Annotated in this window: 20 protein-coding genes; 7 read left to right on the top strand and 13 right to left on the bottom strand. The window is 68.9% G+C overall.

Annotated elements, in window-relative coordinates:
* Window positions 1-164 precede the first annotated feature (164 nt).
* On the top strand, window positions 165-479 hold the full coding sequence (gene sugE, locus ACKTT0_RS17005; protein WP_407850988.1) for a quaternary ammonium compound efflux SMR transporter SugE: 315 nt from the start codon (window positions 165-167) through the stop codon (window positions 477-479).
* A 27-nt stretch (window positions 480-506) separates the two neighbouring features.
* On the opposite strand, the gene ACKTT0_RS17000 is transcribed toward sugE, so the two are convergent.
* The 10 genes from ACKTT0_RS17000 to ACKTT0_RS16955 all read right to left on the bottom strand — a co-directional run bounded on the left by ACKTT0_RS17000 (window position 507) and on the right by ACKTT0_RS16955 (window position 9721).
* Window positions 507-1379: an MOSC domain-containing protein gene (locus ACKTT0_RS17000; RefSeq protein ID WP_407850987.1), complete on the bottom strand. Its 873-nt coding sequence runs from the start codon at window positions 1377-1379 to the stop codon at window positions 507-509.
* Window positions 1380-1476: 97 nt separating this feature from the next.
* Window positions 1477-2352, bottom strand: a complete 876-nt coding sequence (locus tag ACKTT0_RS16995) for a GntR family transcriptional regulator (RefSeq protein WP_407850986.1) — start codon at window positions 2350-2352, stop codon at window positions 1477-1479.
* Between the two features lie 5 nt (window positions 2353-2357).
* Window positions 2358-3404 (bottom strand): 4-hydroxythreonine-4-phosphate dehydrogenase PdxA, encoded by a 1047-nt coding sequence (pdxA, locus tag ACKTT0_RS16990; protein ID WP_407850985.1) that lies wholly within the window; start codon window positions 3402-3404, stop codon window positions 2358-2360.
* Window positions 3401-4618, bottom strand: a complete 1218-nt coding sequence (gene dtnK / locus ACKTT0_RS16985) for a D-threonate kinase (protein WP_407850984.1) — start codon at window positions 4616-4618, stop codon at window positions 3401-3403. Before dtnK ends, pdxA begins: the two co-directional genes overlap by 4 nt.
* A gap of 2 nt (window positions 4619-4620) precedes the next feature.
* Complete coding sequence (locus tag ACKTT0_RS16980) at window positions 4621-5646, bottom strand: 2-keto-3-deoxygluconate permease (protein ID WP_407850983.1); 1026 nt, start codon at window positions 5644-5646, stop codon at window positions 4621-4623.
* 198 nt (window positions 5647-5844) lie between these two features.
* Entirely contained in the window at window positions 5845-6768 is a 924-nt protein-coding gene (thpD, locus tag ACKTT0_RS16975; protein WP_407850982.1) for an ectoine hydroxylase, read from the bottom strand.
* Between the two features lie 17 nt (window positions 6769-6785).
* A complete protein-coding gene (locus ACKTT0_RS16970; RefSeq protein WP_407850981.1) occupies window positions 6786-7187 on the bottom strand; it encodes an ectoine synthase in 402 nt (133 codons plus the stop codon).
* Window positions 7184-8491 carry a diaminobutyrate--2-oxoglutarate transaminase gene (gene ectB / locus ACKTT0_RS16965; RefSeq protein ID WP_028353558.1) on the bottom strand — a complete coding sequence of 436 codons (1308 nt, stop codon included), beginning with the start codon at window positions 8489-8491 and terminating at the stop codon, window positions 7184-7186. The genes ACKTT0_RS16970 and ectB overlap by 4 nt, the downstream gene beginning before the upstream one ends.
* Window positions 8492-8609: 118 nt before the next feature.
* Complete coding sequence (gene ectA, locus ACKTT0_RS16960; protein WP_407850980.1) at window positions 8610-9179, bottom strand: diaminobutyrate acetyltransferase; 570 nt, start codon at window positions 9177-9179, stop codon at window positions 8610-8612.
* Window positions 9176-9721, bottom strand: coding sequence for a MarR family winged helix-turn-helix transcriptional regulator (locus ACKTT0_RS16955; protein ID WP_028353560.1), 546 nt, complete (start codon window positions 9719-9721; stop codon window positions 9176-9178). Before ACKTT0_RS16955 ends, ectA begins: the two co-directional genes overlap by 4 nt.
* A 306-nt stretch (window positions 9722-10027) precedes the next feature.
* On the opposite strand from ACKTT0_RS16955, the gene ACKTT0_RS16950 reads away from it, so the two are divergent.
* The 6 genes from ACKTT0_RS16950 to ACKTT0_RS16925 all read left to right on the top strand — a co-directional run bounded on the left by ACKTT0_RS16950 (window position 10028) and on the right by ACKTT0_RS16925 (window position 18697).
* Window positions 10028-10969 carry a MurR/RpiR family transcriptional regulator gene (locus ACKTT0_RS16950; RefSeq protein WP_407850979.1) on the top strand — a complete coding sequence of 314 codons (942 nt, stop codon included), beginning with the start codon at window positions 10028-10030 and terminating at the stop codon, window positions 10967-10969.
* 46 nt (window positions 10970-11015) lie between these two features.
* On the top strand, window positions 11016-11975 hold the full coding sequence (locus ACKTT0_RS16945; RefSeq protein WP_407850978.1) for a Bug family tripartite tricarboxylate transporter substrate binding protein: 960 nt from the start codon (window positions 11016-11018) through the stop codon (window positions 11973-11975).
* Window positions 11976-11983: 8 nt separating this feature from the next.
* The gene (locus ACKTT0_RS16940; RefSeq protein ID WP_407850977.1) at window positions 11984-13453 is read left to right on the top strand and encodes a M81 family metallopeptidase; all 1470 of its coding nucleotides are present in this window, start codon (window positions 11984-11986) and stop codon (window positions 13451-13453) included.
* A 37-nt stretch (window positions 13454-13490) separates the two neighbouring features.
* Window positions 13491-14831: an aspartate aminotransferase family protein gene (locus ACKTT0_RS16935; RefSeq protein WP_407850976.1), complete on the top strand. Its 1341-nt coding sequence runs from the start codon at window positions 13491-13493 to the stop codon at window positions 14829-14831.
* A 118-nt stretch (window positions 14832-14949) separates the two neighbouring features.
* Complete coding sequence (locus tag ACKTT0_RS16930; RefSeq protein WP_407850975.1) at window positions 14950-15957, top strand: TAXI family TRAP transporter solute-binding subunit; 1008 nt, start codon at window positions 14950-14952, stop codon at window positions 15955-15957.
* Between the two features lie 127 nt (window positions 15958-16084).
* A complete protein-coding gene (locus ACKTT0_RS16925; RefSeq protein ID WP_407850974.1) occupies window positions 16085-18697 on the top strand; it encodes a TRAP transporter permease in 2613 nt (870 codons plus the stop codon).
* Window positions 18698-18784: 87 nt separating this feature from the next.
* Here the strand turns inward: ACKTT0_RS16925 and ACKTT0_RS16920 are convergent, their stop codons facing one another.
* The 3 genes from ACKTT0_RS16920 to ACKTT0_RS16910 are packed head-to-tail and all read right to left on the bottom strand — an operon-like array spanning window position 18785 to window position 22226.
* The gene (locus ACKTT0_RS16920; RefSeq protein ID WP_407850973.1) at window positions 18785-19765 is read right to left on the bottom strand and encodes a Bug family tripartite tricarboxylate transporter substrate binding protein; all 981 of its coding nucleotides are present in this window, start codon (window positions 19763-19765) and stop codon (window positions 18785-18787) included.
* Window positions 19766-19815: 50 nt separating this feature from the next.
* Window positions 19816-21330 carry an AMP-binding protein gene (locus ACKTT0_RS16915; RefSeq protein ID WP_407850972.1) on the bottom strand — a complete coding sequence of 505 codons (1515 nt, stop codon included), beginning with the start codon at window positions 21328-21330 and terminating at the stop codon, window positions 19816-19818.
* Window positions 21327-22226: an SDR family oxidoreductase gene (locus ACKTT0_RS16910; protein WP_407850971.1), complete on the bottom strand. Its 900-nt coding sequence runs from the start codon at window positions 22224-22226 to the stop codon at window positions 21327-21329. Before ACKTT0_RS16910 ends, ACKTT0_RS16915 begins: the two co-directional genes overlap by 4 nt.
* Between the last annotated feature and the right edge of the window lie 43 nt (window positions 22227-22269).

Here is a 22269-nt window from a genome sequence, read left to right as displayed (position 1 = left end):
CGACGGACAAGCGGCCGTACCCGGCAGTCAATCTCCTATTCTATAATCTTTGAGGCGCCGGGACGGCCTGGCGCCGCGTGCCGGCCAGTGCCGGCGGCTGTACTTCCCGGGGACGGCCCCATATCGCCGGCCACGCGCCGGCCTTTCCTGAAATGGGGCATTCCATGACCTGGATCATTCTTGTATTGGCGGGCTTGTTCGAAGTGGTGTGGGCCGTCGGCCTGAAATACACCCACGGCTTCACCCGCCTGGTTCCCTCGCTGATCACCCTGGTCGGCATGATCATCAGCTTCTGGCTGCTGTCGCTCGCGATGAAAAGCCTGCCGCTCGGCACGGCCTATGCCGTCTGGGTGGGCATCGGCGCGCTGGGCGCCTTCGTGGCCGGCATCGTGCTGTTCGGCGAAAGCATGAGCGCCATGCGGGTGATCAGCGTGCTGCTGATCGCCGCGGGCCTGATCGGCCTGAAGCTGTCCTCCTGAGCCTGCGGCCATTGGGGCCGGCGGGCGTCAGAAATCCAGCTCGATGTCGACCGCGTCGCCGGCGCGCAGGCGCGCGCCGGATGGCGCGGCGACAATGGCGTTCTGGCCGAACACCACGCCGATTTCCATCTGGCGGTAGCCCGCCAGCGTGCGGCCCGGCTCTTCGTAGCGTTCTCCCGTGCGCTGGTCGATGTTGGGCATGGGGCAGCGCGTACAGGGCTTGACGAAGGCCAGGCGGACATCCCCCACCGATACCATCGCGGTATGGTCTTCCTCGTAGGCCTCCCATTCGCCCTCGATGACGATGTTCGGGCGAAAGCGGTTCATGGGCACGGCCGGCTCGCCGCGCGCCGCCAGGCGCGTGTTGAGGTCATCGAGCGAAGCCTGGTTGGTGACCAGCAGCGGGAACCCGTCGGCGAAGCCGAACACGTGGTCGCCCGCGAAATGCCCGGCCAGCTCGGCATGATTGCCGCGCCAGCGGTCCACCCATTCCGGCCTGGCGGGTCGACGGGCTTGTGCGTCCAGCTTGACCAGCACGCAGTCGATCCCCAGCACGCGGCTGAGCCAGGCGGCGGCCTCGGCGCTCTCCTGGCGCGCGGGCACGCTGTCCTTCCATACGGTGACTGCGCGGACGGCGGCGCCCAGTTGCGAACCATCGAGCGGCACGCGCAGGGCCGGCACGCCGGGCGCGTGCAGCTCCAGGGCATCGGCCGTAAAGGCGGGACGGATCAGCGCCATGGCGGGCCACTGGCGCTGGGTCATGAACTGGCCCTGGGCGGTGAGAATCATCCAGCGGCGGTCGCCGGCCAGCCCGGCGCGGTCGATGGGCGATTCGGCCAGGTCGATGCCGGCGCAGGATTTGATCGGATAGATGTGCAGGCTGACGATGCGGGCGGTCATGGCGGCAATGCAATCGGAGGAAGGCGCCAAAGCATAGCATCCGCTATCGAGCGCGCTGGCGCCGGTGCGGGCTGGCAGGCTCCGTCGCCGGCGCTGGCTAGGCCTTGCCGCGCAGGCGGCGCACCTGGTCGAGCGCCGTGCACAGCGCCTGCTCGACGGCCTCCAGCGAGGCGTCCGGCTGGAAGCCGGCTGGCGCATCCGGCAAGGCCGGCTGTATCTGTTCGCCGGCCGGACTGACATCCACGTCGAACACCAGTTTCTCGGCGCGATGCCAGGTAGTGAACCACTCGAGCGGGCGGCCGTCCTGGTCGAAGCCCTGCCCTTCCAGCATCAGCAGCGGGCTGCCGGGCGCCACGTCCAGCGCGCGCGCCAGGACGGCGTCCGCCCCCACGGCCCGGATGCGGTTGCGCCCGCGCCCGGGATGCAGGCCGAAGCGCTGCGCCAGCGTGCGATGCAGCGAAGCATCATGCAGGTGTTCGGCGGCCAGGCCAGGCAGGCGGGCGCGCGGCAGCCATGTGCGCACGAAGGCCAGCGTTTCGTCGTCGACGCTGCGCAGGCGCTCCAGCAGCAAGGCATCGGCCGTGCCGAAGAAGGCGGCGATATCGGGCGGCGCCGCCGCGGGCTCGCAGCGCAGGACCCGGGTGCGCAGCGCCGTGCCGATGCTGGCGAACTGCTCGAACAGGCCGGTGGAGCGCTGCACCATGCGATGGTGCTCGAGCGGCGGCGCCACGGTGGGTGCGCGGCCGGGCTCGCGCTGGATGACTCCTTCGGCCACCAGGGCCGCCAGGGCCTGCCGCACCACGCTGCGCGCCACCCCGAACTGACGGCACAGGGCCGCCTCGCTGGGCAGCGCGGTGCCGGGCGCCAGGCGTCGTCCGCCGATATCGCGGCGCAGGGCCTGGGCGACTTGCGCATGCAGGGGATGGGCGCTGGAACGATCCAGCGATGCGACGGTGCTGGCGGACGACGCCATGGAAATCAGTCTCCGGTGGTGGAGCGCGCAGTTTCCCATACATGCGACCAGCCGGGGGCCAGGTGGGCGGCGCGTTCAGCCGCCAGGACCAGGCTTTCCTCGCGCGCCACGCCCTGCCCGGCGATGTCGAACGCCGTGCCATGGTCGACCGACACCCGCACTACCGGCAAGCCCACGGTGATGTTGACGCCGTCGTCGCCGTAGACCGACTTGAACGGCGCATGGCCCTGGTCATGGTAGCAAGCGATGACGAACTTCCATTTGCCTCGCACCGCCTGCGGGAACAGCGCGTCGGCGGGGATCGGGCCGGCGGCCCGGATGCCGGCCGCATTGGCCTCGGCCACCGCCGGGGCCAGGATGTCGGCATCCTCGCTGCCGAAAATGCCGTTCTCGCCGGCATGCGGATTGAGGCCGGCGACCGCCACCGGCTCGTCGCCGCGGCCCAGCGCGCGCGCGAACGAGCCCGCCAGGCGCAGCACGGCGCGCATGCGCTGCGGCGTCACGTCATCGATGGCCTGGCGCAGCGACACGTGCGTGGTGGCATGGAAGATGTACAGCTCGCCCGCCGACAGCACCAGCGAGAAGGTCTTCACGCCGAACTCGTGCGCCAGCAGTTCGGTGTGCCCCGGCCACTTGTGGCCCGCCATGTGCATGGCGGCCTTGTTCAGCGGCGCGGTCACGATGCCGTCGATGCGGCCCTCGCGGGCCAGCGCGCAGGCCGTGGTGACGAAGCGCACCGAGCCATCGCCGGCATCGGCACTGAGCTCGCCCAGGGGCACGTGCTCGAGCGAGGGTCCGGCCTGGATGACTTCGATGGTGCCCGGCGCATTGCGGACCTGTTCAGGGCCCTCGACCACGCGCACTTGCGCCGGGTCGGCTCCGAGCGCCTGCACGGCCTTGCGCAGCGCGGCGGCATCGCCGACCACGACCAGGCGCGCGCGCTGGCGCAAGTCGTCATGGCCGAGCAACATCTTGGCCGTGATCTCGGGCCCGATGCCGGCGACATCGCCCAGCGTCACGGCCAGAGTGGGAATACGGGGGTCTTGCGTCATGATGTGAATCTCCGTTCCCGGACCGCGCGCGCGGCCCGGATCAATACGTCGTCGGCGCCGAAGCCGCCGGCCTTGGTCACGATGGGCAGTCCGGCGGCCGGCCCGCCGGTCAGCGTGCCGAGCGGCACGCCCCCGGTGACCTCGTCCACCAGTGCAATGCCGCCGGCCTGCACGGCGGCCAGCACCGCGCTGGCGCCATCGCCGCCGGTGGCCACCACGCCGGCGCAGCCGCCGGCCTCGATCAGTTGCCCGGCCAGGCCGCCCAGGCGCGCCGCGACCGTGTCCGAGTCCAATCCGGCCAGCCGCCCTTCCGGCGCCAGCAGCAAGAGCGTCGCGGCCGTTTCGGCGCCGGGCGCGCTGCCGCGCACGGCGTCGCACCAGGCGCGCCAGGCCGCATCGTCGGCCAATTGCGCCAACGTGGGCGACCAGACTTGCGCGCCGGCCGCCTGCAACGCGGCGGCCTGCCGGCGTGCGGCGCTGTGCTGCGAGGTCACGACCACGACCACCGGACCGCGCGATTCGGCGCCGGCCCAGAGGCGCGCCAGCGGCGCGGCCAGGCCGCCGGAACCCACCGGCAGCGCCCGTTCGCCGATCAGCGCAATGGCGCAGGCCAGGCGCTCGATATCTGCCGGCGTGGCGGCGTCGACCACCACCACGGCTCCGGCCTGCTGGATGCGCGCGGCCAGCGCCGCGGCGGTTTCGCCGTCGTCGATCGCCTCGAGCTGCGCGCCGCCCAGCAAGGTCGGGATATGGCTCTCGGTGACCGGGGTGACGGGATCGGTAGCCGCCGAGGTCTCGGTGACCGGCCGCCCATCCACGTAGAGGACGCCGCCGCGCACCGTGCGTCCGGTGGCGGGAAAAGCCGGGCATACGACGGCAATCGCGTCGTCGCGCCAAGCCTGGCGCGCCGCGTCGACCTCGGCCCGGAAGGCGCCGCGCAGCGTCGAATCCACTTTCTTGTACAGCCGGCGCACGCCGGCGGCGCGCAGGGCCGCCACGTCGTCGCGCACCACGGCGGCCGCCTCGGGCGCCGGCAAGGGCCGGCTGTGGGTCGTGACGGCAATGACTTCCGCGCGGCGGGCGGCCGGATCGGCCAGGGCCTGCCCGGCCCGCCCCACCGACAATTGCGTCTGCCACCCGGCGCGCACGAACTGCACGGCGGTATCGCCCGAACCGGTCAGGTCGTCGGCGACGATGGCGATGAACGGCGCCACGGTCAGACCCTCGCCTCGGCCGGCTGCTCGCCGCCGTCGAGCGGCACGGCCACGTCATCGGCCGGCTTGAGTTCGCCGGCCCGCTTCAGGAAGTACGAAGCCAGCACCGGCGCCAGGATCGAACTGATCAGCACGCACGCGGCCACCTGCGCGGTCGCGGTGCTAACGTACTGCTGGAAGGTCGGGTCGGCGGCGGCCACCACCGCAGGCGTGGCGATGGCATTGCCCGCCGTGGTGCCGGCGGCAAAGCCGATGCCGCTCTTGCCGCCGCGCCGCAGGATGTAGCGATAGCCCAGGTACACCAGGGCGCCGGTGATGGGGCTGATCAGCAGACCCAGGATCAACCCGGTGACGCCGCCCGAGACCACCGCGCCCAGGTTGATGCCGGTGCCCAGCGCAAACGCGAAGAACGGGATGACGATGTTGGGCACGGGCTTGAGCACGTTGCGCCACTGCACGTCCAGGTTGCCCACCAGCACGCCCAGCAGGAACGGCACCAGCGCGGCCACCAGCGCCGTCACGGGGATGTCGGCCAGGCCCGAGGCGCCCAGGAACAGCAGGCTGAAGAACGGCCCGTCGTTCACGGCGCTGGCCACGTAGGCGCCGCGGTCGCGGCCGTCGCCATACTGGCCGGTATAGGCCAGCCACAGGCCGCCATTGCTGTTGTCGAAGGCCGCCAGCATCGCCAGGATCGATACGCCGAGCACGCCGTCCAGGCCGACGAAGCTGCCCAGCAGCACGATCAGCGTGGCCGGCACCAGCGTCTTCATCAGCAGGATGGTGCCCGCCGTGGCCAGGATCGGGCCGCCCGTGCGCATATTCACCTGCGTGCCGGTGGCGAAGATCAGCAGCGCGATCAGCGGCAGCGCGCTGTTCTTGAACAGCGCCGTGGTGAACCCGCCGATGGCCAGCGCATCGGGAGCGAAAGTGCCGAGGATCGACCCGAGGATGAGCGGCAACAGCATCAGGCCGCCCGGCACTTTCATCATGGCCGAGTACATGGGGAAGCGGGAAACGTCGGAGTTCATGGGTGTCTCCAGGAGCTTTTATTGAAAGATAAAGGGCCGCCAGGCCACGTGGGGGATTCCGGACGATCCGGGTGGTCGAAAACCTGCAGTGTACAACGATACGTACAACCTGTACGTACAGAACTGCCGGCAAAAAAACCCCGGGAGGAACTCCCGGGGTCTGGCGGCCCGCCTGGCGGGCCATGGCGCCAATGCGCCCTATTCGACCAGCTTGAGCTTGTCCAGCGGCGTGACGGCCTTGAAGGCCTTGCGCGTGGCAATGTGCTCCGGACGCGGGTCCAGCCCGTACTTGGGCGGATTGAGCGTGTTCTCCATGCTGTTGTAGACCATGAAGACATTGGCGCGCGGCCACGGCGAGATATTGCTGTTGGAGCCGTGCATGGTGTTGCAGTCGAAGAACACCACCGAGCCGGCCTTCGCCATCATGGTGCGGATGCCGCCCTGCTCCACCAGCAGCTGCAGGCTGACCGGGTCGGGCACGCCGTATTCCTGTTTCTTCAGCGACTGCTTGTAGTGGTCGCGCGGGGTTTCGCCCACGCACGAGATGAACTGGCGGTGCGAACCCGGCACCAGCATCAGCGGGCCGTTGCATTCGTTGTTGTCGCTCAGCAGCACCGAGCAGCTCAGCGCGCGCATGGCGGGCATGCCGTCTTCCACGTGCCAGGTCTCGAAGTCCGAGTGCCAGTAGAACTCTTTGCCCTTGAAGCCGGGCTTCATATTGGCGCGCGACTGGTGGATATACACTTCCGAGCCGAGCAGTTGGCGCGCCACATTGGCCAGCCGCGGATCGCGGGTCAGGCGGGCCAGCATGGGATTGAGCACGTGCACCATGAAGATCGAGCGCACGGCGTTGCTGCCCGGCTCGGTGATGGCCTCTTCGCGGCGCACGATGGCCGGGTCGCGCGTCATGCGCTCGACCTCGGCGACCAGGGCCTGCACCTCGGCCTCGGTAAACACGTTTTCCAGCAGCAGGAAGCCGTCGCGGTCGTAGGACTGCACCTGGTCTGCGGACAAGGCATCGGCGTACTTGCCTTCGCCGTAGACCACGGGATCCTGGCGGGCGATGATGGCGGAACTGCGATCCGTACGCGAGGCGTACGGATCCTGGGCAGGTGAGATCATATTCAGACTCCTTGTTCTCAGGCCGCTTGCTCTTCGACCGGCAGCGCGTAGACGCCATCGGCGTCGTGCACTTCCTGGCCGGTCAGCGGCGGGTTGAACACGCAGATGACGCGCAGCGGCTCCTTGCCGCCGCACAGCCAGTGCTCGTCGTTTTCGTTCAGGGCGTACACAACGCCCGGTCCCAGCTCGTATTTCTTACCGTCGGCGACCGTTTCGATGGAACCGTCGCCTTCGATGCACCAGACCGCTTCAAGATGGTTCTTGTAGTGGATGTGCGTGCGTCCGCCGGGAAAAATGGTGGTCTCGTGGAACGAGAATCCCATGCCGTCCTTTTTCAGCAGCACGCGGCGGCTGACCCAGGTGTCGGTACGGACCTCGTCCTTGGTCCCGATCACATCTTTCACATTGCGTACGATCATCGACGTTTTCCTCCAAATTTCAGAACACGGGCGGACTGCCCACTTTCACCCAGCGCCTCGGCGACGGCGGCCTCGATGGTCTCCAGGCCGCGGGCCAGCAGATCGTCCTCGATGGTCAGCGCCGGCAGCAGCTTCAGCACCTCGTCCTGTGCCCCCGACGTCTCGATGACGACGCCGCGCTTGAACGCCTGGTGCGCGATGCGATTGGCCAGCGCCGGATCGGCGGTGGTCACCAGGCCCTGGATCAGGCCGCGGCCGCGCACGGCCAGGCCGGCGTTGGGATAGCTGTGGGCCAGGTTCTCCAGCCAGTCGCGCACCAGCCGCTCCTTGCGCTGCACTTCGGTCGAGAACGCATCGCTGGCCCAGTAGGTATCCAGCGCCTGGGTGGCGGTGACGAACGCCAGGTTGTTGCCGCGGAACGTGCCGCTGTGCGCGCCCGGCTTCCAGATGTCCAGCTCGGGTTTCATCAGCACCAGCGACATCGGCAGGCCGAAACCCGACAGGGACTTCGACAGCGTGATGATGTCGGGGCGGATGCCGGCCGACTCGAAACTGAAGAAACTGCCGGTGCGGCCGCAACCCACCTGGATGTCGTCGACGATCAGCAGCATGTCATGGCGGCGGCACAGCTTCTCCAGCTCTTTGAGCCAGCGCAGCGTGGCGACGTTGACGCCGCCCTCACCCTGCACCGTCTCGACGATCACGCCGGCCGGCTTGTCCAGGCCGCTGCTGGGGTCTTCCAGCATGCGCTCGAGATAGGCGATGGTGTCGACGTCGGGACCGAAATAGCCGTCGTACGGCATGAAGGTCGTGTTGCCCAGGGCGTACCCGGCCGCGTCGCGGAACTTCATGTTGGCCGTCGCGGCCAGCGAGCCGCCACTGACGCCGTGGAATCCGTGCGTGAAGGAAATGATGTTGGAACGGCCCTTGACCTGGCGCGCGATCTTCAGCGCCGCCTCGACCGCATTGGTGCCGGTCGGCCCGGTGAACTGCAGGGTGTATTGCCAGTTGCGCGGCTTGAGCAGCACGCGGTCGACGGCTTCCAGGAATTGCTTCTTGGCGCTGGTGGCCATGTCCAGGCCATGCACGACGCCGTCGGATTCCAGGTACTCGAGCAGTTTTTCCTTGAAGACAGGATTGTTGTGGCCGTAATTCAAGGTGCCCGCGCCGCTGAAGAAGTCGATGTACTCGCCACCTTCCTCATCGATCAGGACGGAGCCCCGCGCCTGATTGAATATCACCGGAAACGACCGGATGTAGCCTCGCACTTCCGACTCCATCCGGTCAAAGATTTTCAAGTCCATAGAATCCTCCCTTCAACTCGTGAATTGACAGACACAGCCGCCACCGACGCCCACATGGGCATTCGGGCAAGACTGCGTCCCGGTTCCGATAGGCCGCCGGCCGGCGCCCCGCCGCGGGTCACGAACCCTGGCGGGACGGCAGCGTGAACGGACCTATCCTCAACAACATCTCGTCGTCATGGTCGGCGCCGCCGAACAATTGCCGGTCGAAGAACGGCTGCTCGGAGACGTGCGCGCCCAGCTCGCCGGCCAGGCCGGCGAAGGTGCGGCGCGATGCCTGGTTGTCAGGCCCCACCGTGGTTTCAAGATGACGAACATGCTCCAGCTCTGGGCGCTGCAAGAGCTCGCGAAGCATGGCGCGGCCCAACCGTTGGCCGCGTGCGCGGGAATGCACGGCAACCTGCCAGACGAAGATCACGTCGGGCCGGGCTGGCGGCAAATATGCGGAAATAAACCCATCGATGCGGCCGCCGGCGCTTTCGGCCACCACGCAGGTGGCGCTGAAGTGCTCGCACAGCAGCAGATAGGCGTACAGAGAATTGACGTCGAGCGGCGGGCACTCGGACACCAGGCGGTGCAGCGCGGCCCCGTCGGTGCGGCGCGGCGCCCGCAGTTGCAGGCGCGGGGAAGCGGCGGCCGGCTGGACGGCCGATGAAGGCTGGGGGGTGTGCAGGTCTTGCCCCCTCATACGACCAGCCCCGATTCAGGCGGCGCGCCGCCGGTGGGCACTTCGAGAATGGGCGACGAGACATCGCCATGGGCCTCGACCGCATGCCCTTCCTGTTCCATGAGGGTCACGATGCGTTCGAGCGCCAGCGTGATGGTGGCCTGCTCCAGCTCGGGCAGCGCGTTGAGCGCGTCGGCCAGGTGCTTCTGCAGCGGCGACGGCGCCTGCGCGGCCAGCTCGCGACCGGCGTCGGTGGCCGACACGAACACGATGCGGCGGTCTTCCCGGCCGCGCTCGCGGCGCACCAGGCCCTTGTCTTCCAGGCGGTCGAGAATGCCCACGACCGTGCTGGGGCTGACATGGATTTCACGGCTGATGGCGGTCGCCGTCAGCGGCCCGTTGGCGATCACGGTGCGCAGGCACATGAGCTGCGGGGCGGTGATATGGCTGACCGCCGCCAGCTGGCGCGAATGCAGTGCGATCGAGCGCGTGATGCGGCGCAGGGCGCGCAGGATGCGCAGATCGTACTGCTGTGACGGGTCGGGCGAAGAAACGTTGTTCATGACTGAAAATAGTTCAGTAGGATTGATTTCTACTCAAATGATTCTACCCAGATAATATGCCGCCATGAAGCCCAGGTCAACCCGCAATACCCCCGAATTGTGAATAAATAAATTCATGTTTCAAGAAGATGATGAAAAATATCAACTTTTCTGGGACGCTTGAAATAAAGCCGGGAGGAATAGCTTCTTGACGCGGCACGGGATTGGCCCATCAGGATTACCCTGAGTCTTCAAAAAACATATGTTTTTTGAAGAAGCCATTATTTATCATGTGTTTTTTCCATTTCGCCGCCTCGCTCCCCCGCCGTGCCGCCGCCCTTTCCGCCCCTGCCGGTCTTGCAGCGCCTGCAAAGCCTGCTGGAACAGTTGTCGCCCGAACTGCAGCGGGCGGCGCACTGGGTGGTCGACCATCCCGCCGAGGTGGGCCTGTGGTCGATGCGCCGCCAGGCGCAGGCCGTGGGGGTGGCGCCGGCCACCATGCTGCGGCTGGCGCGGGCGGCCGGTTATGACAGCTACGAGGCATTCCGGGGGCCATTCCAACAGGCCCTGGCCGGCGAGCGGCCTGCCAGCCTGCGCGAGCGCGCCGCCGAACTGCAGGCCGCCGAGGGCAGCGCCGGCAAGCCGGGCCACGATGCGCTGACCAGCCTGCAGGCCGAGGCGATCCAGTCGGTCTGCTCGCTCAATAGTTCGGCGGCCTTCGACGCCGCGGTCAAGACCCTGCTGGAAGCGCGCCAAGTGGGGTTCCTGGGTTCGCGCTCGGCCTTCGGCATCGCCTTCCAGATGCACTACGCCTACCAGCTCGTGCGCCGCAACAGCATGCTCATCGACGGCCTGGGCGGGCTGCAGGCCGAAGCCATCGACAACCTGCGCGAAGGCGACGCGCTGGTCGCCATTTCCCAGGCCCCCTACCCGACCGCCACCGTGCGGCTGGCGCGCCAGGCGGCGCAGCAGGGCGTGGCCGTGATCGCGCTGACCGACGACACGCTGGCGCCGCTGGCCGTGCATTCGCGCCATGTATTGCTGTTCCGGCGCCCTGACCGCGACGGCGTGCGCGAACGGCCGGCGCAGCGCGGGCCGGGCTCCTTCTTCCATACCACCGCCGGCCTGCTCGGCCTGGCCGAACACCTGATCGCCCGCCTGACCGCGCGCGGCGGCGAGGCCGTGCTGAACCGGCTGAGCGAAATCGAAGAGCGCATGCAGGCCGACAAGGTGTTCTGGTCGGCCTACGTAGGGCAGTCCAACCACTGAATCGATACAAGGGGGAAATACCGTGGCTCACACGCATGGCGGCAGCATGAAATCCCGGTTGTACGGCGCCCTGCTGTGCGCCGCGCTGGCGGCCCCCGCGGCCGCGCAGGATTATCCGCAACGGCCGATCAAGGTGGTCGTGCCGTCCGCCGCCGGCGGCTCGCCCGACATCATCATCCGCCTGCTGGCGCAGGAGGTCGGCCAGGACCTGGGCCAGACGCTGGTGGTGGAAAACAAGCCGGGCTCGTCCGGCATCGCCGGCATCAGCGAGGTCTACCGTGCGCGGCCCGACGGCTATACCATCGGCTACGCCAACAACGTCACGCTGGCGATCAACCGCAGCACCTTCAAGGAGCTGCCCTACGACCCGGACCGCCTTGCGCCGATCGCGCTGCTGGTCAAGGTGTCCAATGTGCTGGCCGTCAACCCGCAGGTCCCGGCCCGGACGGCGCGCGAATTCGCCGACTATGTGAAACAGCATCCGGACCAGGTGACCTACGCCTCGCCCGGCCAGGGCACCTCGGGCCACCTGAGCGGCGAGCTGCTGGCGCAAACCGCCGGCCTGCGCATGATGCACGTCCCCTATCGCGGCAGCCCCGCGGCCACCACCGACGTGATCGGCGGCACCGTGCAGGCCCTGATCGACAACACGCCCAGCATCGGACCGCATCTCCAGTCCGGCAAGCTGCGGCCGCTGGCCATTACCAGCCTGCAGCGCTCGCCGCTGTTTCCCGATGTGCCCACGGTCGCCGAAACGCTGCAGCCCGGCTTCGAAAGCGTCGCCTGGGGCGGCCTGGTTGCCCCGCCCGGCACGCCGGCCGAGGTCGTGCAGAAACTCAATGCGGCGCTCAACAAGGCGCTGCAAGCGCCCGCCATCCGCCAACGGCTGCAGGAGATGGGGGTGGAGATCGTCGGCGGCCCGCCCCAGGCCCTGGCGGACTACGCCGCACAGGAAGCCCGCAAGTGGGCCGACGTGGTCAAGCAGGCCAAGCTGCCCGTGCAATGAGGCAAGCCATGCGCATCGCCATCGCCGGTTTCCATATCGAGTCGGTCAGTTTCCTGCCGGTGGTCTCCACCTATGCCGATTTCGAACAAGGCTGCCAGCGCGGCGCCGACATCATCGCGGCGCTGCGCGGCACCAATACCGTCATCGGCGGCTTCATCGACATCTGCGAACAGGAAGGCGCCGGGATGGCGCCCATCGTCAACGCGTATCGCGGCGCGCTCGGGCCCGCCTCGGACGAGGCAGTCGAACGCTATGCGCAGGAAATCGCGGCCGCGCTGCGGACCCAGCGCGACGAGCTCGACGGCGTGCTGCTGCACCTGCACGGCGCGTCCTGGGCGCCGTCCTACCTGGACCCGGAACGCTACATCATCGACACGGTCCGCGCCGCGATCGGCCCCGGCATGCCGCTGATGGTGGCGTTCGACTATCACGGCAACCTGGATGCCGGCACGCTGCGCAACCTGGACGCCGCCTTTGCGTACCAGCAGTCGCCCCATACCGACATGGGCGAGACGGGCCGCCGCGCGGCGCGCTGCCTGGTGCGCACGCTGCGCGGCGAGCTGCGGCCCGCGCTGGCGATCGCCAAGCCGGGCGTGCTGGTGCCCAGCATTTTCAGCGCCACGGCGCTGCCCTGCCTGGCCGGGATCCTGGCGGAGGCGCGCGAACTGGAGAGCGCCGAGCCAGGCTACCTGGATATCTCCGTGATGGCCGGCTTTTCCTATGCGGACGCCCCCAATACCGGGTTTTCCGTATTGTGCGTGACCGACGCGGCGCCCGACCGCGCCCGCCAGGTGGCCGAGCGCCTCAGCGGCCGCATCCGCGACCAGCGCCACGAGCTGTATCACGCGCTGCCGGTCATGGGAGTGCGGCAGGCGGTCGATTACGTGCTGGCGCATCCCGCCGCCAAGCCCTACGTGCTGCTGGAGCACGCCGACCGGATGAATGACTCCACCTACGTGCTGGCCGAGCTGCTGGCGCGCGGGGCCGGCGGCGCGGCCGTGCCCTTCCTGATGGATCCGCGGGCGGCGCGCCGCGCCGCCGAGATCGGCGCCGGCAACACCGGCGTCCTGGAACTGGGCGGCTGGTCGTCGGAACGCGCGGGGCCGCGCCTGCGGGTCGAGGCCCGGGTGCTGCAGGCCGGGCCCATGCAGTTCCGGGTGTCGGGCCGGATGAACCACGGCATGCCCGTCGACCTCGGCCCGAGCGCCCTGCTGCAGGTCGGCGGCATATCGGTCAGCGTCACGTCCAACTATGTATTCGGCGTCGACGAGGACCCGTTCCGCATCTATGGCCTGAAATCCACCGACTTCGACATGATCGTGCTGCGCTCGAAAACGCATTTCCGCCACCACTACGAGCCGCTGGCCCAGGAGATCCTCATCGTCGACACGCCCGACTACGGGCCCGCCGACCTGACCACGCTGCCGTATCGCCACGCCGACCGCTCGGCCTACCCGTTTTGCAACACGCCTTCCTGAACGCCTCGCGCGTCAACCCCTCACCAGATCGACCGACATGAGCACCACCCACGTATTGCACCGATCCTTGCGCGCCACCCCTCCGGTGGCGGTTCGCGGCCAGGGCGCCTGGCTGTACGACAGCGCCGGCAACGCCTATCTCGACGGCTCGGGCGGCGCCGCCGTCTCCTGCCTGGGGCACAATCATCCCGACGTGCAGGCCGCCATGCACGCGCAGATCGACAAGCTTGCCTATGCGCATACCGGCTTCTTCACCACCGAAGTCGCCGAGCGGCTGGCGGACCGCCTGGCAGCCGACGCGCCCGCCGGCACCAGCCACGCCTATTTCGTATCGGGCGGCTCGGAAGCCGTCGAGGCGGCGCTGAAGATGGCGCGCCAGTATTTCGTCGAGATCGGCCAGCCGCAGCGCCGCCATATCATCGCGCGCCGCCAGAGCTACCACGGCAACACGCTGGGCGCGCTGGCGGTAGGCGGCAACGAATGGCGGCGCGCGCAGTTCAAGCCGCTGCTGATCGACGTCACCCATGTGGCGCCCTGCTACGAATACCGCGACCGCGGCGCCGACGAATCGCCCGAGGCCTACGGCGCGCGCCTCGCGCAGGAGCTGGAAGACACCATCGTGCGCCTGGGCGGCGACAGCGTCATCGCCTTCGTGGCCGAACCGGTGGTCGGCGCCACGGCAGGCGCGCTGACCGCGGTGCCGGGCTACTTCCGGCGCATCCGCGAGGTGTGCGACCGCTACGGCGTGCTGCTGATCGCCGATGAAGTCATGTGCGGCATGGGACGCACCGGCACGCTGTACGCGGTAGAACAGGAAGACATCGTGCCGGACCTGATCACCATCGCCAAGGGCCTGGGCGGCGGCTACCAGCCGATCGGCGCGGTCATGGCGCAGGAGAAGATCGTGGCCGCCATGAGCGGCGGCAGCGGCTTCTTCCAGCATGGCCACACCTACCTGGGGCACGCCACCGCGTGCGCCGCCGCGCTGGCGGTACAGGAAGTGATCCGCCGCGACGGCCTGCTGGCGCGCGTGCGCGACCAGGGCGCCGGCCTGCGCCAGCGCCTGCAGGCGGCGCTGGGCGACCACCCGCACGTGGGCGACATCCGCGGACGCGGGCTGTTCATGGGCGTCGAGCTGGTGGCCGACCGCGCCAGCAAGCAGCCCTTCGACCCCGGCCACGCGCTGCACGCCCGGGTCAAGCGCGAGGCCATGGCGCGCGGCCTGATGGTATACCCCATGGGCGGCACCATCGACGGCCGGCTCGGCGACCATGTCCTGCTGGCCCCGCCGTTCATCGTTTCCGACGACGAGCTCGACCAGCTCACCGAGCGCCTGGCCGGCGCCATCGAGGCGGCCATCGCGCAAGCGCGCCGCTAGCGTTATTCTCTGCGCCGGGGCACAATCCCGGCGCCACAAGCAACGCGCCCCGGCTCGGGCGCATCGATCGCCGGAACGACCGGCATACTCACGGGGAAAATCCTCAAAAGGAGTTTGTATGAGCAAGTCTGTCAAACACACCTTGGGCAAGAAAAAAACCACCCTGGGGCTGGCCGCCGCCTGCGCGGCCGTCGCCCTGGCGTTCGCCGTCCCGCTTCCCGCCGCGGCGCAGCAGAAGTTCGTCAGCATCGGCACCGGCGGGGTCACGGGTGTGTACTACGCCGCGGGCGGCGCCATCTGCCGCTTGGTCAACAAGGACCGCTCTTCGCACGGCCTGCGCTGCTCGGTCGAATCGACCGGCGGCTCGGTGTTCAACGTGAACACCATCAAGGCCGGCGAGCTGGACCTGGGCGTGGTGCAGTCCGACGTGGGCTTCAACGCCTACAACGGCCAGGGCCAGTTCAAGGACAGCGGCGAGTTCAAGAAGCTGCGCTCGGTCTTCTCCATCCACCCCGAGCCGTTCACGGTGGTGGCCCGCAAGGAAGCCAACATCAAGTCGTTCGAGGACTTCAAGGGCAAGCGCTTCAACGTCGGCAACCCCGGCTCGGGCACCCGCGCCTCCATGGAAGAGCTGCTGGCCACCATGGGCTGGACCCTGAAGGACTTCTCGCTGGCGTCGGAACTGCGTCCCGACGAGCACGGCTCGGCGCTGTGCGACGGCAAGATCGACGGCTTCTTCTATGGCGTGGGCCACCCGTCGGCCAACATCCAGGATCCGACCACCACCTGCGGTGCCCAGTTGGTGTCGCTGACCGGCCCGGCGGTGGACAAGCTGGTCGACAAGTACCCGTACTACGCGCATGCCACCATTCCTGGCGGCCTGTATCCGAGCAACCCGGAAGACGTCAAGACCTACGGCGTGATCGCGACCTTCGTCACGTCGTCGGACGTGCCCGAAGAGTCGGTATACACCGTGGTCAAGGCGGTGTTCGACAACCTGGACGACTTCAAGAAGCTGCACCCCGCCTTCGCGCACCTGAAGGCCGAGGACATGGTCAAGAACGGCCTGTCCGCGCCGCTGCATCCGGGCGCCGAGAAGTACTTCAAGGAAAAGGGCCTGCTCTAAGCGCCCGCGCCGGCCGGCCGCGCGCGCCCTGGCGCCGCGGCCGGCCCCTGTTTCACCATGATGCCGGACCGGGACGCGCCAGGCGCGGCCCCGCCAACCGGCCACCCGAACACGCTGGGGAAATTCAATGAAGACCGAGCCGTCCACCACGACTGCCGATCTGGAACAACTGGTTGCCGATGTCGACCGCGGCGGGCGCCAGGCCGGCGGCATTGCCGGCGCCACGCTCGCGCTGGGCGCGCTGCTGTGGTCGCTGTTCCAGCTCTGGTATGCCTCGCCGCTGCCCTTCGCCTTGAACTGGGGCATTTTCAACGACACCGAGGCCCGCGCGCTGCACCTGGGCATCGCCATGTTCCTGGGCTACCTGGCCTATCCCGCGCGCAAGAGCTCGCCGCGCGATCGCATGCCCTGGCACGACTGGGCGCTGGCGATCATCGCCGCCTTCTGCGGCGCCTACCTGTTCCTGTTCTATAAAGAGCTGGCCGCCCGGCCGGGCCAGCCCACCACCCTGGACGTCGCGACCGCCATCATCGGCCTGCTGTTGCTGCTGGAGGTGACGCGCCGGTCCCTGGGCCTGCCCATGACCGTGCTGGGCGCCGTCTTCGTGCTGTATGTGCTGGCCGGCCCCTGGCTGCCGGACGTGCTGGCGCACCGCGGCGCCTCGCTCGAGCGCCTGGCCTCGCACATGTGGCTGACCACCGAAGGCGTCTACGGCGTGGCGCTCGGCGTGTCGGTGTCGTACATCTTCATCTTCGTGCTGCTGGGCTCGCTGCTGGACAAGTGCGGCGCCGGCAACTACATGATGCAGGTCTCGTTCGCCCTGCTGGGCCACCTGCGCGGCGGCCCCGCCAAGGTGGCGGTGGTTTCGTCGGCGGTCAACGGGCTGGTGTCGGCCTCGTCGGTGGCCAACGTGGTCACGGGCGGCATCTTCACCATTCCGCTGATGAAGAAGGCCGGCTATGGCGGCATCCGCGCCGGCGCCATCGAGACCGCCTCGTCGGTGAACGGGCAGATCATGCCGCCGGTGATGGGCGCGGCGGCGTTCCTGATGATCGAGTACGTGGGCATCCCGTACACGGACATCATCCGCCATGCGATCCTGCCCGCATCGATCTCGTACATCGCGCTGTTCTACATCGTGCACCTGGAAGCCCTCAAGCTGGGCATCCAGCCCATGATGTCGGCCGGCCAGCCGCGCACGCCGCTGCAGAAGCTGGCCGGCTGGGGCATGGGGATCTGCGGCACGCTGATCGTGATGGGGCTGATCTACTGGATCGGCATGGGCGTCAAGGCCGTCGCCGGCGCCGCCGCGGTCTGGATATTGCTGGCGCTGCTGGTCGTCCTCAACGTCTGGCTGTTGCGCATGGCGGCCCGCCATCCCGACCTGCCCGAGGAAATCAGCGTCACCAACCCGGTGCGCCCGGAACCCTGGCCCACCGTGCGGGCGGGCCTGCATTTCCTGATTCCCATCGGCATCCTGGTGTGGTGCCTGAGCATCGAGCAATTGTCGGCCGGCCTGTCGGCCTTCTGGGCGGCGCTGGCCATGCTGGTGCAGATGATCACCCAGCGGCCGCTGACGGCCTGGTTCCGCAACCAGCCGGTGGCTCCCGCCCTGGGCCGCGGCTGGCGCGAAGCCATCGGCGGGCTGGAAGACGGCGCCCGCAACATGATCGGCATCGCCATCGCCTGCGGCACGGCCGGCCTGATCGTGGGCGCCATCACGCTGACCGGCCTGGGCCTGCGCATGACGGCCTTCGTCGAGCTGATCTCGATGGGCAGCGTGCTGCTGATGCTGGTCTTCACCGCCATCGTATGCCTGATCCTCGGGCTGGGCATGCCCACCACGGCCAACTACATCCTGATGGCCACGCTGATGGCGCCGGTGGTGGTGGAGCTGGGCGCGCAGAACGGGCTGGTGATTCCCCTGATCGCCGTGCACATGTTCGTGTTCTATTACGGCATCATGGCGGACATCACGCCCCCGGTGGGCCTGGCGACTTTCGCCGCGGCGGCCATCTCGGGCGAAGACCCGATCAAGACCGGCGTCCAGGGCACCACCTACGCCTTGCGCACCGCCGTGCTGCCGTTCATGTTCGTGTTCAACCCGCTGCTGCTGCTGATCGACGTGCACGGCTGGTGGGAACTGCTGCTGGTGGTGGGCGGCGCGACCCTGGCGTCGCTGACCTTCGCCGCCGCTACGCTGGGCTGGATGCGGGTGCGCTGCTCCATGCTGGAAATCGGCGTGCTGCTGCTGGTGACCTTCATGCTGTTCCGCCCGGACTGGTTCATGAACCACCTGGCCGACAAGTACGAAAGCCGCCCGGCGTCCGAACTGGTCGCCACGGCCGGCTCGCTGCCGGACGGCGGCCGGCTGGTGGCGGTGCTGCACGGCATGAACATCGAAGGCGACGAACTCACCAAGACGGTGGCGGTGGCCCTGCCCGCGCTGCCCGAAGGCGACACCAGCACCGGCGTGGCGGCCGGGCGCAAGCGCCTGAGCGAAGCCGGCCTGATGGTCACCGCCCTGGGAGACCAGGTGCAGATCAGCGCCGTGCAGTTCGGCAGCCGGGCCCGCCGCGCGGGCTGGGAACAGGGCTGGGACGTGGTGGACGTGAAGGTGCCGAACCCGAACCGCCCGTCGGAGTTCTGGATCTACGTGCCGGCGCTGGCCTTGCTGGCCCTGGTATGGGGCATGCAGGGCCGCCGCGAGAAGCGGCGGAAGGGCCTGGTGCCGGCCTGAGGCGGCAGCCGCGGCGGGGCGCCCATGCCCCGCCGCGGCCGGGCCGGACGGGCGGGCGGTCCGCTCTCCTTTCCCGGCCGGCGCGGCTCAATCCAGCCGGATCCCGTTGCGTTCGATCACTGCGCCCCAGCGCTCGCGGTCTTCCTGTACGTAGGCGTCGATCCCGGCCTGGCTGCGCGGCGCCTGCACCGCCAGCCCGAGCGTCTGGAAGCGCGCGCGGAACGCCGGCGTCGCCAGGGCGGCATCGATGGCCTGCACCAGGCGCGCGACCGCCGCGGGCGGCGCGGCCGCCGGCAGGGCAACGCCGAACCAGGTCGCGGCGCGAAACCCGGGGTAGCCGCTTTCGGCCACGGTAGGCACTTCGGGCAGCACCTCCAGGCGCTCGGCCGACGCCACTGCCAAGGCCTTGAGCTTGCGCTCGCGGATCAGCGGCAGCGACGTGCTGATGACATCGATCATGATCTGCGTGTCCCCCGCCATCAGCGCCGTCAAGGCCGGCGCGCTGCCGTTGTATGGCACATGCACCACGTCGATGCCGGCGCGCGACTTGAACAATTCGGTGGCAAGCTGCAGCGGGTTGCCGAGACCGACCGAGGCGTAGTTCAACTTGCCCGGCCGCTCCTTGGCATAGGCGACGAACTGGCCCAGCGTATCGCCCGGCACCTGCCTGTTGGCCACCAGCACCAGCGGCATCTCGGCCGTGACGGAGATGACGCGGAAATCCTGCGCGCCGTAGTCCAGCTTCCGGTAGAGCAGCGGATTGAGCACCATGCTCGAATTGCTCGCCAGGAAGATCGTGTAGCCGTCGGCGGGCGCGCGGGCTGCCTGCACGGCCGCCACGCGGGTGCTGGCGCCCGGCTTGTTTTCCACGACGACGGGCTGGCCCAGTTGCTGCGCCATGTGGTCGGCCAGCGCGCGCGCGAGCTGGTCGGCCGAGCCGCCCGCCGCATAGGGCACCACGAACCGGACCGGCCGGTCGGGAAAATCCGCCCGCGCGGCGCCGGCCGCCACGCAACCCAGCAGCCATGCCGCGGCGATGAGGCGCAGGCATTTGTCGACCGATTTCATCTGTTGTCTCCTCGTATGGCGCTGGCCGCGCCGTTTTTTATCGAGCGGCCCTAGACCTTCCTGTCCCGCCCGCTCCAGTGGGCCGCGCGCAGTTTGCGCTTGGCGATCTTGCCGCTGTCGTCGCGCGGCAGCTGCGGCTCGACCCGTATGTCGCGGGGCACCTTGTAGCCGGCCACGCGCGCGGCGAGCCATTGCCCGACCGCCTGCGGCGCGATGCCGCTGCCCGGCGCGGGCTGCAACAGGGCCAGCAGGCGTTCCCCGTACTCGTCGTCGGGCACGCCGATGACGGCGCAGTCGGCCACGCCGGGGAACTGCAGCAGGTGCTGCTCGATTTCGGCGGGGTAGATATTCACGCCGCCGGAAATCACCATGTCGGACTCGCGGTCGCATACGAACAGGAAACCGTCCTCGTCCAGGTAGCCGAGGTCGCCCAGGCAGATCAGGCCGTCGCGCTCCACCGCCGCGCGCGCCTGCGGATTGCCGCGATAGGTGAAGTCGGCGTAGGCCGGCTGCCGCACGTAGATGCGGCCGACCTGTCCCGGCGCGCAGACGGCGCCGTCCGGCCCATAGATGCGCACCACGGCATCGCCGATCGGCAGCCCCACGCTGCCCGGCTTGGCCAGGGCCTGGGCCGAATCGATGACCGTCACCATGCCGGTCTCGCTGGAAGCGTAGGTCTCGTGGATGACCGGCCCGAACCATTCGATCATGGCGCGCTTGACATCCGGCGCGCACGGCGCGCCAGTGCAGGCCACGAAGCGCACCGAGGAAAGATCGTAGGCGGCGCGCACGGCCGGGGGCAGCTTGAGCAGGCGCACATACATGATGGGCACCATGTAGACAGTGTCGATGCGGTGGCGCGCGATGAGCTCCAGCACCTCGACGGGATCGAACCGCTGCGTGACCACGAAGCGCTCGCACAGGCGCAGGGCCATTTGCGCGAACACGCTGGGCGCGCTGTGGTAGATGGGCGCCGGCAGCAAGGCGCGGGCGCCGTCGCGCAGCCCATAGGCGCGCTCCACCACGGCGTTCATGCCGGCCTGGCGCCGCGCCAGCTCGGCCAGGGGGAAAGGCTGGCGCACCACGCCCTTGGGCCGGCCGGTGGTGCCGGAGGTATAGGCCATGTGGCCGCGCGGCGCCACCGCGGGACCCGCGTAGGGGGCATGGCTGTCGCGCCAGGCATCGTAGTCGTGCCAGGCCGGGCGGGCGGGATCGTGTCGCGCGGCCGGGTCCGCCACTCGCAGCACCGGCAAGCCGGGTTGCAGCGCATGCGCGATGCGGTCGTGCAAGTCGGCCCCGGCGATCAGGACCTTGGCGCCGCTGTCCTCGACCAGGTAGGCCACTTCCCCGGCGGTGAAATGCCAGTTGATGGGGCAGTAATAGCAGCCCAGGCGGCGGCACGCCTGGATCAGTTCGAGGTACGGCATGCCGTTGCGCAACAGCGCCGCCACTACGTCGCCCTCGCCCACGCCCAGGGCCGCCAGGCCGGCCGCGAGCTGTTCGCCGCGCCGGGCCAGCGACGGCAGGTCCAGCGTGGCGCCGGCGGCGATCACCAGGCCCGTCATGCCGGCCGCCGGGCGCGCAGCGCCTTGTCCTGCTGGTTGCGGGCGTCGATCGCCGCGCGGGCCGCGGCCCAGTCGTCGTCGGTCCAGTCGAAGTACTGCTTGAAGTAGGCGCCGTTGGCGAGGTAGTCGCCGCCGTCCAGGGCGATCGTCTGGCCGTTGATCCAGTCGTTTTCCTCGCACAGCAGGAACGTCGCCAATTGCCCGATGTCCCGGCCGGTGCCGACGCGCTGCATGGGATTCTGCCTGGCGATGGCATCCGCCGCGCCGTCCGTCGGGCGCAGCCGCGCCGTGGCGCCCTCGGTTGGAATCACGCCGGGCGCGATGGCATTGAGCCGGATGCCGCGCCGCCCCCATTCGACCGCCAGCGACTTGGTCATGGCGTCGATGCCGGCCTTGGACATGGCGGATGGCACCACAAAAGGCGAGCCCGTCCATACCCAGGTCACCACAATGGAGACGACCGCGCCCGGCGTGCCCGTCGCGATCCAGCGCTTGCCGACGGCTTGCGTGACGTAGAACGTACCGTGGAACACCGTATCGGCGATCGCGTCGAAGCCCCGCGCGGACAGCTTCTCCGTGGGACTGATGAAGTTGCCCGCGGCGTTGTTGATCAACCCGTCCAGCCCGCCGTGCTGGTCCCACAAGGCGCCGACCATGGCCTCGACCGCGCCGGCGTCGCGGATATCCACGGTATGGGCATGCACCGGGTTGCCGTGCTCCGCATGCAGGGCATGGGCGGCCTCTTCGACCACCGACGGCCGCCGGCCGCACAGGTGAATGGTGGCGCCCAGCGCGCTGAGCTGGTCGGCCATGGCATAGCCCAGGCCGGTGCCGCCGCCGGTGACCAGGATCCGGCGTCCTTCGAACAGGCCGGGGCGAAACAGGCCAGGTTGCATTGCAAATCTCCATTCGAACCAGTGCGGCCAGAATATCAATGCG

This window comes from Bordetella saccharivorans, from assembly GCF_045862855.1.
Taxonomy (GTDB): domain Bacteria; phylum Pseudomonadota; class Gammaproteobacteria; order Burkholderiales; family Burkholderiaceae_B; genus Bordetella_A; species Bordetella_A petrii_F.
Note: the sequence above shows the minus strand (reverse complement) of the source record. Positions and strands in the feature narration are given on the sequence as shown.